At 71.9% G+C, this 13,705-nt stretch carries 18 protein-coding genes; 5 read left to right on the top strand and 13 right to left on the bottom strand.

Going from position 1 to position 13,705, the window contains the following annotated elements:
• Positions 1 to 172 precede the first annotated feature (172 nt).
• Positions 173 to 1,033 (top strand): iron uptake transporter permease EfeU, encoded by an 861-nt coding sequence (gene efeU, locus AB0F58_RS22925; protein WP_357146373.1) that lies wholly within the window; start codon positions 173 to 175, stop codon positions 1,031 to 1,033.
• Here efeU and AB0F58_RS22920 read toward each other — a convergent pair.
• Positions 999 to 1,238: a winged helix-turn-helix domain-containing protein gene (locus AB0F58_RS22920; protein ID WP_357146370.1), complete on the bottom strand. Its 240-nt coding sequence runs from the start codon at positions 1,236 to 1,238 to the stop codon at positions 999 to 1,001. The genes efeU and AB0F58_RS22920 overlap by 35 nt on opposite strands.
• Positions 1,239 to 1,546: 308 nt before the next feature.
• Here AB0F58_RS22920 and AB0F58_RS22915 point away from each other — a divergent pair, with 308 nt between their 5' ends.
• From AB0F58_RS22915 to AB0F58_RS22905, 3 genes are read left to right on the top strand one after another with little or no spacing between them, the layout of a single operon-like run.
• Positions 1,547 to 1,822, top strand: coding sequence for a DivIVA domain-containing protein (locus AB0F58_RS22915; RefSeq protein ID WP_357146367.1), 276 nt, complete (start codon positions 1,547 to 1,549; stop codon positions 1,820 to 1,822).
• A 2-nt stretch (positions 1,823 to 1,824) separates the two neighbouring features.
• Positions 1,825 to 2,088 carry a hypothetical protein gene (locus AB0F58_RS22910; protein ID WP_357146364.1) on the top strand — a complete coding sequence of 88 codons (264 nt, stop codon included), beginning with the start codon at positions 1,825 to 1,827 and terminating at the stop codon, positions 2,086 to 2,088.
• A gap of 16 nt (positions 2,089 to 2,104) precedes the next feature.
• The gene (locus tag AB0F58_RS22905; RefSeq protein WP_357146362.1) at positions 2,105 to 2,638 is read left to right on the top strand and encodes a hypothetical protein; all 534 of its coding nucleotides are present in this window, start codon (positions 2,105 to 2,107) and stop codon (positions 2,636 to 2,638) included.
• Positions 2,639 to 2,742: 104 nt separating this feature from the next.
• Here AB0F58_RS22905 and AB0F58_RS22900 read toward each other — a convergent pair whose 3' ends face one another.
• From AB0F58_RS22900 to AB0F58_RS22855, 10 genes are all read right to left on the bottom strand, one after another.
• Positions 2,743 to 3,390 (bottom strand): acVLRF1 family peptidyl-tRNA hydrolase, encoded by a 648-nt coding sequence (locus tag AB0F58_RS22900; RefSeq protein WP_357146359.1) that lies wholly within the window; start codon positions 3,388 to 3,390, stop codon positions 2,743 to 2,745.
• Positions 3,391 to 3,486: 96 nt separating this feature from the next.
• Positions 3,487 to 4,098: a LysE family transporter gene (locus AB0F58_RS22895; protein ID WP_357146356.1), complete on the bottom strand. Its 612-nt coding sequence runs from the start codon at positions 4,096 to 4,098 to the stop codon at positions 3,487 to 3,489.
• A 324-nt stretch (positions 4,099 to 4,422) separates the two neighbouring features.
• Positions 4,423 to 4,788: a metal-sulfur cluster assembly factor gene (locus AB0F58_RS22890; protein ID WP_357146754.1), complete on the bottom strand. Its 366-nt coding sequence runs from the start codon at positions 4,786 to 4,788 to the stop codon at positions 4,423 to 4,425.
• 191 nt (positions 4,789 to 4,979) lie between these two features.
• Positions 4,980 to 5,453, bottom strand: a complete 474-nt coding sequence (gene sufU / locus AB0F58_RS22885) for a Fe-S cluster assembly sulfur transfer protein SufU (protein ID WP_357146353.1) — start codon at positions 5,451 to 5,453, stop codon at positions 4,980 to 4,982.
• Positions 5,453 to 6,757, bottom strand: coding sequence for a cysteine desulfurase (locus AB0F58_RS22880; protein ID WP_357146350.1), 1,305 nt, complete (start codon positions 6,755 to 6,757; stop codon positions 5,453 to 5,455). Before AB0F58_RS22880 ends, sufU begins: the two co-directional genes overlap by 1 nt.
• A 20-nt stretch (positions 6,758 to 6,777) precedes the next feature.
• Positions 6,778 to 7,551, bottom strand: a complete 774-nt coding sequence (gene sufC, locus AB0F58_RS22875) for a Fe-S cluster assembly ATPase SufC (RefSeq protein ID WP_357146347.1) — start codon at positions 7,549 to 7,551, stop codon at positions 6,778 to 6,780.
• Positions 7,551 to 7,877 (bottom strand): non-heme iron oxygenase ferredoxin subunit, encoded by a 327-nt coding sequence (locus AB0F58_RS22870; protein WP_357146344.1) that lies wholly within the window; start codon positions 7,875 to 7,877, stop codon positions 7,551 to 7,553. Before AB0F58_RS22870 ends, sufC begins: the two co-directional genes overlap by 1 nt.
• Positions 7,877 to 9,028: a Fe-S cluster assembly protein SufD gene (gene sufD / locus AB0F58_RS22865; RefSeq protein ID WP_357146341.1), complete on the bottom strand. Its 1,152-nt coding sequence runs from the start codon at positions 9,026 to 9,028 to the stop codon at positions 7,877 to 7,879. Before sufD ends, AB0F58_RS22870 begins: the two co-directional genes overlap by 1 nt.
• 94 nt (positions 9,029 to 9,122) lie before the next feature.
• The gene (sufB, locus tag AB0F58_RS22860) at positions 9,123 to 10,553 is read right to left on the bottom strand and encodes a Fe-S cluster assembly protein SufB (protein WP_357146338.1); all 1,431 of its coding nucleotides are present in this window, start codon (positions 10,551 to 10,553) and stop codon (positions 9,123 to 9,125) included.
• Positions 10,550 to 11,308: a transcriptional regulator gene (locus AB0F58_RS22855; protein ID WP_357146335.1), complete on the bottom strand. Its 759-nt coding sequence runs from the start codon at positions 11,306 to 11,308 to the stop codon at positions 10,550 to 10,552. Before AB0F58_RS22855 ends, sufB begins: the two co-directional genes overlap by 4 nt.
• A gap of 99 nt (positions 11,309 to 11,407) precedes the next feature.
• Here AB0F58_RS22855 and AB0F58_RS22850 point away from each other — a divergent pair, with 99 nt between their 5' ends.
• The gene (locus tag AB0F58_RS22850) at positions 11,408 to 12,406 is read left to right on the top strand and encodes a COX15/CtaA family protein (protein WP_357146332.1); all 999 of its coding nucleotides are present in this window, start codon (positions 11,408 to 11,410) and stop codon (positions 12,404 to 12,406) included.
• Between the two features lie 79 nt (positions 12,407 to 12,485).
• On the opposite strand, the gene AB0F58_RS22845 is transcribed toward AB0F58_RS22850, so the two are convergent.
• Together AB0F58_RS22845 and AB0F58_RS22840 are read right to left on the bottom strand one after the other, a co-directional pair.
• The gene (locus AB0F58_RS22845; protein ID WP_357146329.1) at positions 12,486 to 13,391 is read right to left on the bottom strand and encodes a hypothetical protein; all 906 of its coding nucleotides are present in this window, start codon (positions 13,389 to 13,391) and stop codon (positions 12,486 to 12,488) included.
• 14 nt (positions 13,392 to 13,405) lie between these two features.
• Positions 13,406 to 13,675: a hypothetical protein gene (locus AB0F58_RS22840; protein ID WP_357146751.1), complete on the bottom strand. Its 270-nt coding sequence runs from the start codon at positions 13,673 to 13,675 to the stop codon at positions 13,406 to 13,408.
• Between the last annotated feature and the right edge of the window lie 30 nt (positions 13,676 to 13,705).

Raw genomic sequence — 13,705 nt, 5'->3', positions numbered from 1 at the left:
GAGGGACGTCGGGCCGCCGGGCCGCGCCCCGGCCATGGTGACGGCTGTCGATGGAATGGAGGAATTGACTGACTGTGGACGAGGTGCCGGGATCACCTTGACGGCCCCTCCGGTCAGGGGAAGTGTCGGTTGTCCATAGTGGACCCGCCCGCCCTCACGATCCGGAGTTGGGATGTTCGCGACCTACCTGATCGGTCTGCGCGAGGGGCTGGAAGTGGCCCTCGTCCTCAGCATCATCGTCGCCTTCCTGGTGCGGTCGCAGCGCCGGGACCGGTTACCCCACGTCTGGGCGGGCGCCGGTCTGGCGGTGACGCTGTCGGTGCTGTTCGGCTGGCTGATCGAGTACACCTCCACGACGCTGCTGGCCGGCGAGGAGGACCGCGAACTGTTCGAGGCGGTGACGTCCGCCGCAGCGGTGGTCTTCCTCACCTGGATGCTCTTCCTGATGCGCCGGGCCGCCGTGACCATCGTCGACGATCTGCACGGCAAGCTCAACGAGGCGCTGGCGGTCCGGTCCCTCGCGGTGGTCGGGGTGGCCTTCCTCGCGGTCATCCGCGAAGGGCTGGAAACCGCGCTGCTGTTCTACTCGGCGGCCCAGGGCGCGGAGAGCGACGTCGGCCCGTTGCTCGCGCTGGTCGGCGGCATCGCCACCGCCACGGTGCTCGGCGTGCTGCTCTACGCCACCACGCGCAGGATCGACCTGGACCGTCTGCTTACCTGGACCGGCGTGCTGCTGATCCTGGCCGCCGCCGGCATCCTGAAGAAGGCCGTGCACGACTTCCAGGAGGCCGGCGTGCTGCCCGGCGGGAACGACCTGGCCTACGACATCACCGGCGTGCTCGACCCCGACGCCTGGTACGCGACGGCGCTGGCCGGGATGTTCAACATCACCGCCGCACCCACGGTGCTGGAGACGATCGCCTGGGCCGGGTACGCCGTACCGGTCCTGGTGCTCTTCCTGCTGCCCGCCCGGCGCGGCACGCCGCCCGCCAGAAGGATCAAGGCTCCCGCATCCAGAGCGCCGGGTCGTTGACAAAGACACCCTTGCCCTGGTGCCGCCAGATCACACGCAGCGCTTCGAGCCGTACGTAGACCTGCTTGACGGTCGAGGGGCTGACCTTGTGCATCGCCGCAAGCTCAGTGATCGAGGGCAGCTTCTCGCCCGGTTTGAGCCTCTTGGCTCGGATCTCGGCGACGATCTCGTCGGCGATCCGGATGTAGTCGGCGGTAATCGGCATTACTCCCCCTGCGCGGCACATCAATTCGATCACGCAAGGGCACACACCGACAACTGTGTGTTCGACTAAGGTGACTGGGACAGCTAAGTTTGCTCGTGCCTCTCCCCTTGCGTGGCAACGAGGTAGGAGAGGTTCCCCCTGGTCGGGGCGGGTCGCTCGGGCCCGTCCCGACCCTTGGACCGCCCTGTCTCCGTACCGCTGACGAGGGCTGCGGTGGCCGGGCCGGGCGCGTCGCCGCCGGCCGGCGTGCGGCGACCCGCCCTCCCTTGCGCGGACCCTCCGCCCTCCCCCGCTCGGAAAGGACCGACGTGGCCCAGGTGTACCGATCCGGCCAGCCCTACGGCACCGGCCTGCCGCACCGGACGACCCCGCACGAGGTGCGCAGCCGAGAGTTCAGTCCACGTCGGCGCGGCGTCGACTCCGACGAGGTACGCGCGTTCCTGGCCGACCTCGCCGACGAGTTGGCCGACCTGTACCGGCGGCTCGGCCTGCTCGACCAGGAGAACGAACGGCTCAAGCGGGCGCTGCGGGACTGGCAGGCCCTGCACGCCCGGGAGTGCCGGCCGAACCGGGGGCACTGGTAGCGGTGCGGTTCAGGCCCGGCGATCTGGTGCGGGTCGACGGCTGCGCCTCCGTGCAGTTCGGCGGCGACCGGGCGTTGACCCTGCGGCTGGTCGCGGTACACCTCGACCGGCCGACGTTCGACGGCTGGATCTGGCTGACCGGTTACGTGCTCGACGCCGCCGGCCTGGCCACCGCCAAGCGGGAACTCTTCGTCCAGTGTGCCGGCCTGCACCGGCTCACCAGCGGGACGGCTCCGACCCGCTGCGAAGCGATCTTTCGTCCATAGTGGAAGAGTGGACGGCATGGCTGAGGATCTGCGCCGGTTGGCGGCGTTGCTGCGCGACCGTGAGGAGTTGGACGACCGGATCACGGCACTGATCGGGCGGCCCGCCCGCCCGGGAGAGATCGGCGAGTTCATCGCCGCGAGGGTGTTCGACATCGCACTCGCCGGCAACGCGGTGCAGGCCGGGTACGACGGCGTCTTCCGCTCCGGTCCGCTCGCCGGACGGACGGTGAACGTGAAGAACTACGGCGACGCCCTCTCCGGTCTGGACATCAGCTCCCACCCCTGCGATCACTACCTGGTGCTGAGCAGTCGGCCCCAGCCGCTGGGCACCGTGCGGCACCACCGTTGGGAGATCGCGGCCGTCTACCTCTTCGACGCCCACCGGCTGCGCGAGACGCTGACCGGTCGGGGCGTCAGGATCGGCATCGCGACGAGCATCCGGCGCGCCGACCTCCACGCGGCACAGGTCTTCCCCGCCACCAACCCGGCTGCTCCGCTGCGCCTGTCGCCCGAGCAGGTGGCCCTGCTCTCCCTCTTCACCCACCGGTGAGGATCTCCACCTGGCCGCGCTCGGGCCGGGCGTCTCGGTCGCCCCGCTGACCGGCTGCGTTCGACACCGGTCGGCCGGTCAGGCTTCTGATCCCGGTCGGCCGCTCACTCCGGGTCGGTGACCAGGACGTGAACGGCGCGGGCGGCGGGGATGGCAGCGAGCAGGACGGGGTGGCGGGGTTCGGGGACGTCGAGGAGGCGGTCGGCGCGTAACGCGGCCAGTGCGGCGAGGCGGCGGTCGGCGAGGATGGTGTCGATCCCCCGGCGGTCGCCGCCCGTCACCAGGGCGGTGAGGGTCGACGCCTCGGGCAGCAGGAGGCGGACGGCCAGCTCGGCGGCCTCGTCCAGGACCGCCTTGGCCTGGTTGTCGCGGCGGCGGGCGAAGCGCTGCTGCGACCAGCCCCCGGCGGCGGTACGGCCCTGCACGTACCGGGTGTCGACCTTGGAGACGACCAGCTTGTCGCCGTCGGCCACCCCCACGGCCACCCCGCCCTTGCGGGCCAGCAGCAGGCCGATCCGGCGGGGGACGGTGGCCGCCGCCGCGAAACCGGTGACGTCCGTGCCGGGCGGTGCACCGGGCGGGGTGTGCAGTTCGGCGGTCGCGCCGTCGGGCGCGGTGAGCAGGAGCCCGTACGGCTGGGCGGTGGTGGTCGGGCCGCCGTGCCGGGCGGCGAAACCCTCGACCCAGCGGGTGATCCGAGCCGGGTCGACCTCGACCCACCGTCCACCGCCCGGTGCCGGCCACGTACGCATGTCGCCGCCCTTCGCTCGTCCCTCATCCTGTCCCGACCGAGCTTCCCAGGACACGACCGCCGTGCACACCCGCCCCCCGGTGCCGAGCCGTCCGAGTCAGTCGAGCAGCATGCTGACGGCGAGGGCGACGATGATGACGCTGGAGGTCAGGGCGGTGACCAGGCGGCCCCGGGGTCCGGTGAGCACCCGGCCGACGAGGCTGCCGCCGGCCGCGACGAGAAGCTGCCAGCTCGCCGAGGCGAGAAACGCCCCGAGTACGAACAGGCCGGCGGCCAGCGGTTCGGTGACGTCCCGCCGACCGAGGACCAGCGCCGCGAAGTAGACCACGGTGGCCGGGTTGAGCAGGGTCAGCGCCAGGACGCCGAGGAAGGCACGGGCCGGCGTGTCCAGCCCGACCCCGCCCGGAGCCGACGCCGGTGACCGGGGGCGCAGCGCCCGCCAGGCCCCGTGGCCGGCGAGGGCGAGCAGCACCCCGGCGGCGACCAGCCGCAGCGGATCGGCGACCGGGGCGACGAGCCCGGCGAGGGTAGCCCCGCCCAGGGCGGCGAGGGCGGCGTAGAGCCCGTCGGCGGTGGCGACGCCGAGTGCGGCGGCGCTCCCCACCCGGAACGAGGTGCGCGCGGTCAGGCCGAGGACCAGCACGGCGATCGCACCGACCGGGACGGCGACGCCGTAGCCGGCGACCAGGCCGGCGAGGAACGCGGTCACGACGGCGGACGGCGAACCGGGACGTGACCGGGGCGCGACCGCTGTCGGCCTGCGGCGACGGCCACGGCGACAGGGGCGGCAGGCTTCCGGTTCGACTCGGTCATCCGGTCATCCTGCGTCCGCAGCCCCGCCCCCCGCGACCGGTTTACGGCCGCCGCCGGGGGCCGACTCGCCGTCCGGACGCCGTGCCGCCGGGGCCGCTCACCATTGTGGCGAAATGGGGGTGTCGGTGACCGGGGAGAGCCCGACATCGCCGAAACGGCGACACGACGGGCGAGGGTGCCGGCCCGGTGTGGGGCGGCACCCTCGATGACGATCGGTGGTTCAGACGTTGAAGCCGAGGGCCCGGAGCTGCTCCCGACCGTCGTCAGTGATCTTGTCGGGGCCCCATGGCGGGATCCACACCCAGTTGATCCGGAAGTCGGCGACCAGTCCCCCGCCCGGGCCGGTGGTCAGCGCCTGGCGGCACTGGGCCTCGATCTCGTCGGTCAACGGGCAGGCCGCCGAGGTCAGCGTCATGTCGATGGTGGCGATGTTGTCGTCGTCGACGTGCACGCCGTACACCAGGCCGAGGTCGACCACGTTGATGCCCAGCTCCGGGTCGACGACGTCCTTCATCGCCTCCTCGATGTCGGCGAGAGCGGCCTTGCCGCCCGCCGGGGCAGCGGGCGTGGCCTCCCCGTCCGCCACCGTCGCGGTGTCACCGGACGGCGACGTCACGGCCGCGTCGGACGCCGACGCCGTGGTTTCGCCGGACGGCGGCGCCGTGGCCGGGTCGGCGGACGCACCCGCCGCGTCCGACGGTGCCGGCGCGGTGCCGGCGGTCGGCGGCACCGCCGCCTCGGGCGACGGCGCGGGAGCCGTCACGGTGTCCTCAGAACTCATGCCTTCACCTCCGGGCTCGCGCCCACCCCCGCGCGTGCCGCGGCGTCCTTGAACGCCATCCACGGCAGCAGCGCGCATTTGACCCGGGCGGGGTAGCGGGCGACGCCCGCGAAAGCCACCCCGTCACCGAGTACGTCCTCGTCCGGCGTGACCTGGCCACGGCCGGACATCAGCTCGACGAACGCCGCGTGTACGACGAACGCCGCGTCGGTCTGGCGACCCGTCAGCAGTTCGTGCAGCACGCTCGCGGACGCCTGGCTGATCGAGCAGCCCATGCCGTCGTACGAGATGTCGTGCAGCACCGTGCCGTCGGTGGCGACCCGGACGGTCACCTCGTCCCCGCAGGTCGGGTTGACGTGGTGCGCCTCGGCGACCCGGTCCCCCGGCTCCTCCGGGTCGCGCAGACCTCGACCCTGCGGATGCTTGTAGTGATCCAGGATGATCTCCTGGTAGAGCTGGTCGAGCTGCATCAGGCGAACACCTTCCGTGCCTGCTCCAGGCCCGCCACCAGGGCGTCAATCTCCCCGGTGGTGGTGTAGAGGTAGAACGACGCCCGGGTCATCGCCGGCACCCCGAACCGCGTGCAGACCGGGCGGGCGCAGTGGTGGCCGACCCGCACCTGCACGCCGAGGGAGTCGAGCACCTGCCCGACGTCGTGCGGGTGCACGTCACCGAGGGCGAACGAGATGGTGCCGCCCCGGCCCACCGGCACGGCCGGACCGAAGATCCGCAGCCCCGGCACGGTGGCCAGGGCGTCCAGCGCGTACGCGGTCAGTTCCTTCTCGTGCCACTGGATGGCCCGCATGCCGATACCGGTGAGGTAGTCCACGGCCGCGCCGAGCGCCACCGCCTCGGCGATCGGCGGGGTGCCCGCCTCGAAGCGGGCCGGCGGGGCGGCGAACGTGGACCGGGCCATGGTCACGGTTTCGATCATCGAGCCGCCGCCGAGCACCGGGGGCATCGCCGCGAGCAGTTCGCCCCGCCCCCACAGCACACCGATGCCGGTCGGACCGCACATCTTGTGTCCGGTGAAGACGACGAAGTCGGCGTCGAGGTCGACCACGTCGAGCGGCATGTGCGGCGCGGACTGCGAGCAGTCCCAGAGCAGCAGGGCCCCCACCTCACGTACCCGCTGGGTGATCCGCGAGGTGGGATTGACCGTGCCGAGGATGTTCGACACGTGCACCAGGGAGACGATCTTCGTCCGCTCGGTGACCAGGTCCTCCAGGCCGGAGTCGTCGAGCCGGCCGTGCTCGGTGACCGGGAACCAGCGCAGGGTCGCGCCGGTCCGCTCGCAGAGCAGCTGCCAGGGGACGATGTTCGAGTGGTGCTCCATCTCGGAGATGACCACCTCGTCACCGGGGCCGAGCCGGAACCTCGGGTCGGCGTCGGCGCGCAACGAGGCGTTCGAGAACGCGTACGCCACCAGGTTGATCGCCTCGGTGGAGTTCTTGGTGAAGACCACCTCGTCCACGCTCGGCGCGTTGACGAACGCGGCGATCTTCGCCCGTGCCCCCTCGTACGCCTCGGTGGCCTCGGTGCCCAGGGTGTGCACCGAGCGGGACACGTTGGCGTTGTGCATCGCGTAGTGCTCGGCGAGGACGTCGAGCACCTGGCGCGGCTTGTGCGAGGTGTTGGCGCTGTCGAGGTAGACCAGCGGGTGCCCGTTGACCTCCCGACCGAGGATCGGGAAGTCCGCGCGCACCGCCGCCACGTCGAAGCGGGGCACGTCGTCGTACTGCGGCATCCCGTCGGGGATCGTGATGGTGGTCATCGCCCGTGACCGGTCCCTTCTCAGGCCCGCGCCGCGCCGGCCCCGGCGGCGTACCGCTCGTAGCCCTCGGCCTCGAGCTTGTCGGCCAGCTCCGGGCCGCCCTGCTCGACGATCCGCCCGGCCACGAAGACGTGCACGAAGTCCGGCTTGATGTAGCGCAGGATGCGGGTGTAGTGGGTGATCAGCAGCAGGCCGGTGTCGCCGGTGTCGCGGACCCGGTTGACCCCCTCGCTGACCACACGGAGCGCGTCGACGTCGAGGCCGGAGTCGGTCTCGTCGAGCACCGCGATCTTCGGCTTGAGGAGTTCGAGCTGCACGATCTCGTGCCGCTTCTTCTCACCGCCGGAGAAGCCCTCGTTGACGTTGCGCTGGGCGAAGGCCGGGTCCATCTGGAGCCGCTCCATCGCGCCGCGCAGCTCGCCGCCCCAGGTGCGCAGCTTCGGGGCGGTGCCGTCGATGGCGGTCTTGGCGGTCCGCAGGAAGTTCGCCACCGAGACGCCGGGGATCTCCACCGGGTACTGCATGGCCAGGAAGAGGCCGGCGCGGGCCCGCTCGTCGACGGACATCTCCAGCACGTCGGCGCCGTCGAGGGTCACCGTGCCGCTGGTGATCTCGTACTTCGGGTGACCGGCGATGGAGTACGCCAGGGTCGACTTGCCGGAGCCGTTCGGGCCCATGATGGCGTGCGTCTCGCCCGACCGCACGGTCAGGTCGACGCCGGCCAGGATCGGCTTGAGCTCACCCTCGGGCAGCTTGACCGACACCTTCAGGTCGCGGATCTCCAGGGTGCTCATTATCGGGTCACTCCATTGCTCGGCGTGAGACTGACGTAGATGTCGCCGTCTCGGACTTCGACGGGGTAGACGGGTACGGGTTCGGTGGCGGGCAGCCCGCTCGGCTCACCGGTACGCAGGTCGAAACGGGAACCGTGCAGCCAGCATTCCAGCGTGCAGCCGGACACCTCGCCCTCGGAGAGGGCCACGGCGGCGTGCGAGCACTCGTCGTGGACGGCGTAGAAGACGCCGTCGTCGGCGTGCACCACGGCGACCGGGGTGCCGTCGACCTCGGCGCTGATCACGGTGCCCTTCGGTACGTCACCGGTCGGGCAGATCCTGATCATCAGGCGCCGGCCTTGGCCAGCCGGGCCTCGATCGCCTCGCCGAGCCGCTCCCGCAGCGACTCGACCGGGATCTTGTTGAGGATCTCGGCGAAGAAGCCCCGGACCACCAGGCGGCGGGCCTCGGCCTCCGGGATACCCCGGGCCATCAGGTAGAAGAGCTGCTCGTCGTCGAAGCGGCCGGTGGCGCTGGCGTGGCCCGCGCCGGCGATCTCGCCGGTCTCGATCTCCAGGTTGGGCACCGAGTCGGCCCGCGCGCCGTCGGAGAGCAGCAGGTTCCGGTTGATCTCGTACGTGTCGGTGCCGGTCGCCTCGGCCCGGATGAGCACGTCGCCGACCCAGACCGTGTGGGCGCTCTCACCCTGCAACGCGCCCCGGTAGCCGACGTAGCTGCGGCAGTCCGGAATGGTGTGGTCGACCAACTGCCGGTGCTCCAGGTGCTGCCCGGAGTCGGCGAAGTAGACGCCGTACAGCTCGGCCTCGCCGCCCCGGCCGGTGTACTCCACGCTGGTGTACTGCCGGACCAGGTCGCCGCCGAGGGTGACCTGGATGTGCGTCACCCGGGCGTCCCGACCCAGCTTGATCTTGAGGTGCTGCGCCTGGACCGCGTCGTCGGCCCAGTCGGCGACGGTGACCAGGGTGAGCTTCGCGCCGTCGCCGACGGACACCTCGACGTTCTCGCCGAGCGTGCCGCTGCCCACCTGCTCCACCACGAGCACCGACTCCGACAGCGCGCCGGCCTCGACGAAGGTGTGCGCGAAGGAGAGCACGTCGCGGGAACCGCCCTGCACGGTGACGGTCACCGGCTCGCGCACCACGGCCTGCGGGGCGATGCGGACCAGCCGGCCGAGGTCCGCCTCGCCGTAGGCGCGGGCGCTGACCCGGTCGAACGGGGTCAGCACGCTGCCCCGGCGCGGGTCGTCCTTGGCCAGCGTGCCGACGGTCACCCCGTCGGGCAGCGGACCCACCTGGTAGGCGGGCCAGCGCGCGGACTCGTCGGTGACGGTGCCGTCGAGCAGACCCCGCAGCCGCTTGAGCGGGGTGAAGCGCCAGTCCTCCTCGAGGCCGGTGAGGGCCGGGAAGTCGGCGACGTCGTACGAACGCAGCGCCTGCGACTTGGTGCTCGGCGGCGGCGTGGAAGCCTGGGTAATCATCTCTTCCTTGATCAGTTCTCGCGACAACGGTGTCCGGGGCCAGTGGGCGGGCGGGCCGGTCGAGCCGACCGACCCGCCCGCGGGTGGGTCGGCGTCAGCCGACCGCGCCCTCCATCTGCAGCTCGATCAGACGGTTGAGCTCCAGGGCGTACTCCATCGGAAGCTCCTTGGCGATCGGCTCGATGAAGCCGCGCACGATCATCGCCATCGCCTCGTCCTCGCTCATGCCCCGGCTCATCAGGTAGAAGAGCTGGTCCTCGCTGACCTTGGAGACGGTCGCCTCGTGCCCCATCGACACGTCGTCCTCGCGGATGTCGACGTACGGGTAGGTGTCCGAGCGGGAGATGGTGTCGACCAGCAGCGCGTCGCACTTGACCGTGCTCGCGCTGTGGTGCGCCCCCTCCATCACCTGGACCAGACCGCGGTACGAGGTACGGCCGCCGCCCCGGGCGATCGACTTCGACACGATGGTGCTGGACGTGTGCGGCGCGGCGTGCACCATCTTGGCTCCGGCGTCCTGGTGCTGGCCCTCGCCGGCCATCGCCACCGAGAGCACCTCGCCCTTGGCGTGCTCGCCGGTCATGTAGACCGCCGGGTACTTCATGGTGACCTTGGAACCGATGTTGCCGTCGATCCACTCCATGGTCGCGCCCTCGTGGCAGACGGCGCGCTTGGTGACCAGGTTGTAGACGTTGTTCGACCAGTTCTGGATGGTCGTGTACCGGCACCGGGCGTTCTTCTTGACGATGATCTCCACGACCGCGCTGTGCAGCGAGTCGGAGGAGTAGATCGGCGCGGTGCAGCCCTCGACGTAGTGCACGTACGCACCCTCGTCGACGATGATCAGCGTCCGCTCGAACTGGCCCATGTTCTCGGTGTTGATCCGGAAGTAGGCCTGGAGCGGGATCTCCACCTGCACGCCCTTGGGCACGTAGATGAACGAACCGCCGGACCAGACCGAGGTGTTCAGCGCGGCGAACTTGTTGTCGCCGACCGGGATCACCGTGCCGAAGTACTCCTTGAAGACGTCCTCGTGCTCCTTGAGGGCGGTGTCGGTGTCCAGGAAGAGGACACCCTGCTCCTCCAGGTCCTCACGGATCTTGTGGTAGACCACCTCGGACTCGTACTGCGCGGCGACCCCGGCGATCAGCCGCTGCTTCTCGGCCTCCGGGATACCCAGCCGGTCGTAGGTGTTCTTGATCTCCTCGGGCAGGTCCTCCCAGCTGGTGGCCTGCTTTTCCGTGGAGCGGACGAAGTACTTGATGTTGTCGAAGTCGATCCCGGTGAGGTCGGCGCCCCAGGCCGGCATCGGCTTGCGGCCGAACAGCCGCAGGCCCTTCAGCCGCAGGTCGAGCATCCAGGCCGGCTCGTTCTTCTTGGCCGAGATGTCCCGCACCACCGCCTCGTTGAGGCCACGCTGGGCGGTCGCCCCGGCGACGTCGGAGTCGGCCCAGCCGTACTCGTAGCGACCGAGGGCGGCGAGCTGCTCCTCCTGGGTCAGGGGCTGGACGATCTGCTCGGTCATCTATCTGTCCTCACAGTGGAGACGGTCTTACCGGACGGAACACGCCCCGGCTGGCTGGGAATGTGCGTGGTGCACACCCCGTCACCGTGGGCGATGGTGGCCAGACGCTGCACGTGCGTGCCGACCAGACGGGAGATCACCGAGGTCTCGGCCTCGCACAACTGGGGGAACTCGGCGGCCACGTGCGCCACCGGGCAGTGGTGCTGACAGAGCTGGCCGCCGGAGGCGATCGTGGACGCGTTGGCCGCGTACCCCTCGGCGGTCAGCGCGCCGGCCAGTGCCTCCGCGCGGGCGAGCGGGTCCTGCCCGGCGTCCTCCAGCACCGCCCGGCAGCGGCGCTCCAGCGCGGCGACCTGCTCGGCGGCGAACGCCTCCACCGCCTGCGGACCGCCGGTGCGGGCGATCCAGCGCAGCGCGGCGGTGGCCATGTTGTCGTAGTGGTGGGTGCCGCAGCGCACCCGGGCGGAGTCGGTGAGCACGAAGACCTTGGCCGGGCGACCCCGACCCCGGTGCGCCCGCACCGCCTGCTCACGGGCGACCACGTCGCCGTCGACGAGCATCGCGTCGAGGTGACGCCGGATCGCCGCCGGGCTGAGGCCCAGCGCGTCGCCGAGCTGCGCGGCGGTGGTCGCACCCCGCTCCAGCAGGAGCTGGGTGACGCGCTCACGGGTGGACACGTCGGCGGCGGACGCGGACGCCCCGACGACCGGACCGGCCGCCGGCCGCTGCTCGGAGAGCGCCGCCACGTTTTTCACAACGCCCACGTTACGTAATTCGCCGGACGGCCGCAAACCCGGGCTCCGGTGATCCGAACCACCGCCCGCGCGGAGGCGGCCCCGAACCCGAGAACTACAGTGCGTAGGATTCGCGGTGTGATGCCAGCCGCCCGGTTCCCGGTCTCCGCCACCCTGCTGCGTCGACTCGCGCTCGCCTCGATCATCGCCAACGTCGGGATCGTGGTCACCGGCGGGGCCGTCCGGTTGACCGCCTCCGGCCTCGGCTGCCCCACCTGGCCCCGGTGCACCGACGAGTCGTACACCACCACCGCCGAGATGGGCGTCCACGGGGTGATCGAGTTCGGCAACCGGCTGCTCACCTTCGCGGTCGGCCTGATCGCGCTGGCCACCCTGGTGGCGGTCCTGCTGCACCGGCCCCGGCGGCGCGGGCTGGTGCCGCTGGCGGTCGCGGTCTTCCTGGGCATCCCGGCTCAGGCGGTGGTCGGTGGGATCACCGTGCTGACCAACCTCAACCCGTGGGTGGTCGGGCTGCACTTCCTCGCCTCGATGGCGGTGATCGCGGCGGCGTACGCGCTCTGGCGGCGGACGAAGGAGCCGGACGGCCCGGCGGTGGCCGTGGTGCCCGCCCCGCTGCGCGCCCTGGCCCGGATCACCACCGTGGTCAGCGTGGCGGTGCTGGTGATCGGCACCTGGGTCACCGGGAGCGGTCCGCACGCCGGTGACCAGGGCGCGGCGCGCAACGGGCTGGACCCGGAGACGATCTCCCAGGTGCACGCGGACAGCGTCTTCCTGCTGATCGGGCTGTCGGTGGCGCTGGTCTTCGCCTTCCGGGCGGTCGGCGCGGCCGGGGCGGCCCGGGCGGCGCTGGTGCTGGTCGCGGTGGAGCTGGGCCAGGGACTGATCGGTTTCGTGCAGTACGTCACCCACCTGCCGGCGCTGCTGGTGGGCGCGCACATGCTCGGCTCGTGCCTGGTGCTGCTGGCCACCCTGTCGGTGCAGTGGTCGACCCGCGAGCGCCGCCCCGCCGTCCCGGCCGGCGGGGCGCCCGGCGGAGACGTGCCCGCCGAGGCGGCCACGAACTCTCCGGCACCGTCGGTCAGCGCCGCCCACGGCTGATCCGCCCACCCGTCCCGCCCGCACAGCCGACGCTGCCGCCCGCTCCGGGTCGCGGAGCCGCGCGTCCGCACGCGCCCTACTACAGGCGGGCCGCCACGGCGTCGGCGAACCGGTCGGCGGCGCCCTCGGCGTGGCCGAGGAAGAGCGACGGCTCGGTGAGTTCCAACTCGACCAGGATCGACGTGCCGTCCGGGCCGGGGATCAGGTCGACCCGGGCGTAGAGCAGCCGATCGGCGCCACCGGGTACCGCGGCGAGGGTCCGTTCGGCCACCGCGAGCTGCTCGGCGGTGGCGGTGGCCGGATCGATCCGCTCGGCGTGGAACAGCTCCGCGGTGGGCCGGTCGGGGCCGGTGAGCATGGCGCCCTTCCGGATCGCGTGGCTGAGCACCGGGCCGGTCGGCCCACCGGCGAACAGCAGTGCGGTCTCCCCCACCGTGTCGACCGCGTGCAGGTACGGCTGGACCATGGCGACCCGACCGGCGGCGCCGAGCCGCGCCAGGTGGTCGGCGGCGAGCCGCCGGTGTTCGGGGTCGGCCAGGTCGTACCGGCCGCTGTCCAGGCTGCCCGCGCTGACCGCCGGCTTGACGACGTACTCGCCCCGCTCGGGCGGTTGCCAGGGCCCGCCGGGGGCGACCCAGGTGGTGGACACGGTCGGCACCCCGGCGGCGGAGAGCGCGTCGAGGTAGCGCTTGTCGGTGTTCCAGGCGACCACGTCGGCCGGGTTGGCCAGCCGGGGCACGGAACGCGCCCAGGCGACGAACTCGTCGCGACGCGCGACGTAGTCCCAGGTCGAGCGGATCACGACCAGGTCGTAGCCGGCCCAGTCCACGTCCGGGGCGTCCCAGGTGACGGTGTCGACGCGCACGCCACGGGCGGCCAGCGGGGCCAGCAGGAGCCGGTCGTCCGGTTCGAGGTCGGGCAGGTCGGTGCAGGTGACGAGAGCGACCCGGGGTTCCCCCCGGGTCGGCTGGTGGTCCTGGGTCAAGGTCGTGGCTCCGCCTATCGCGCCATGGTGCGCCGGGCCATCGACCGCCACAGGTCGTTACTCGGCCGCATCTGGTCCATCAGCTCCCGCTCCCAGTTGTTCTCCACGGCGACCCCGGCCAGCGCGCAGGCCTGCCGCGCCACGTCGGTGTCGTCGGCGAACTGGTCTGCCCACTCTCCGTCGGAGCCCACCAGCACGATGCGTGCGCCCCGCTTGCCGACGTACTCGATCACCGCCGTCGCGGGGCCGGGGGCGGGGGCGGCCCCCCCGCTGGCGGTGACCAAGGCGGCGGGGGGGGGGGCGGCCGCGGGGAG

Source organism: Micromonospora sp. NPDC023956, assembly GCF_040639195.1.
Taxonomy (GTDB): Bacteria; Actinomycetota; Actinomycetes; order Mycobacteriales; family Micromonosporaceae; genus Micromonospora.
Note: the sequence above shows the minus strand (reverse complement) of the source record. Positions and strands in the feature narration are given on the sequence as shown.

Coding starts and splice junctions, on each gene's coding strand:
- efeU (WP_357146373.1), top strand. CDS start 173: ATGTTCGCGACCTACCTGATCGGTCTGCGCGAGGGGCTGGAAGTGGCC.
- AB0F58_RS22880 (WP_357146350.1), bottom strand. CDS start 6,757: ATGACCACCATCACGATCCCCGACGGGATGCCGCAGTACGACGACGTG.
- AB0F58_RS22920 (WP_357146370.1), bottom strand. CDS start 1,238: ATGCCGATTACCGCCGACTACATCCGGATCGCCGACGAGATCGTCGCC.
- sufU (WP_357146353.1), bottom strand. CDS start 5,453: ATGCAGCTCGACCAGCTCTACCAGGAGATCATCCTGGATCACTACAAG.
- sufD (WP_357146341.1), bottom strand. CDS start 9,028: ATGATTACCCAGGCTTCCACGCCGCCGCCGAGCACCAAGTCGCAGGCG.
- sufC (WP_357146347.1), bottom strand. CDS start 7,551: ATGAGCACCCTGGAGATCCGCGACCTGAAGGTGTCGGTCAAGCTGCCC.
- AB0F58_RS22870 (WP_357146344.1), bottom strand. CDS start 7,877: ATGATCAGGATCTGCCCGACCGGTGACGTACCGAAGGGCACCGTGATC.
- sufB (WP_357146338.1), bottom strand. CDS start 10,553: ATGACCGAGCAGATCGTCCAGCCCCTGACCCAGGAGGAGCAGCTCGCC.
- AB0F58_RS22900 (WP_357146359.1), bottom strand. CDS start 3,390: ATGCGTACGTGGCCGGCACCGGGCGGTGGACGGTGGGTCGAGGTCGAC.
- AB0F58_RS22905 (WP_357146362.1), top strand. CDS start 2,105: ATGGCTGAGGATCTGCGCCGGTTGGCGGCGTTGCTGCGCGACCGTGAG.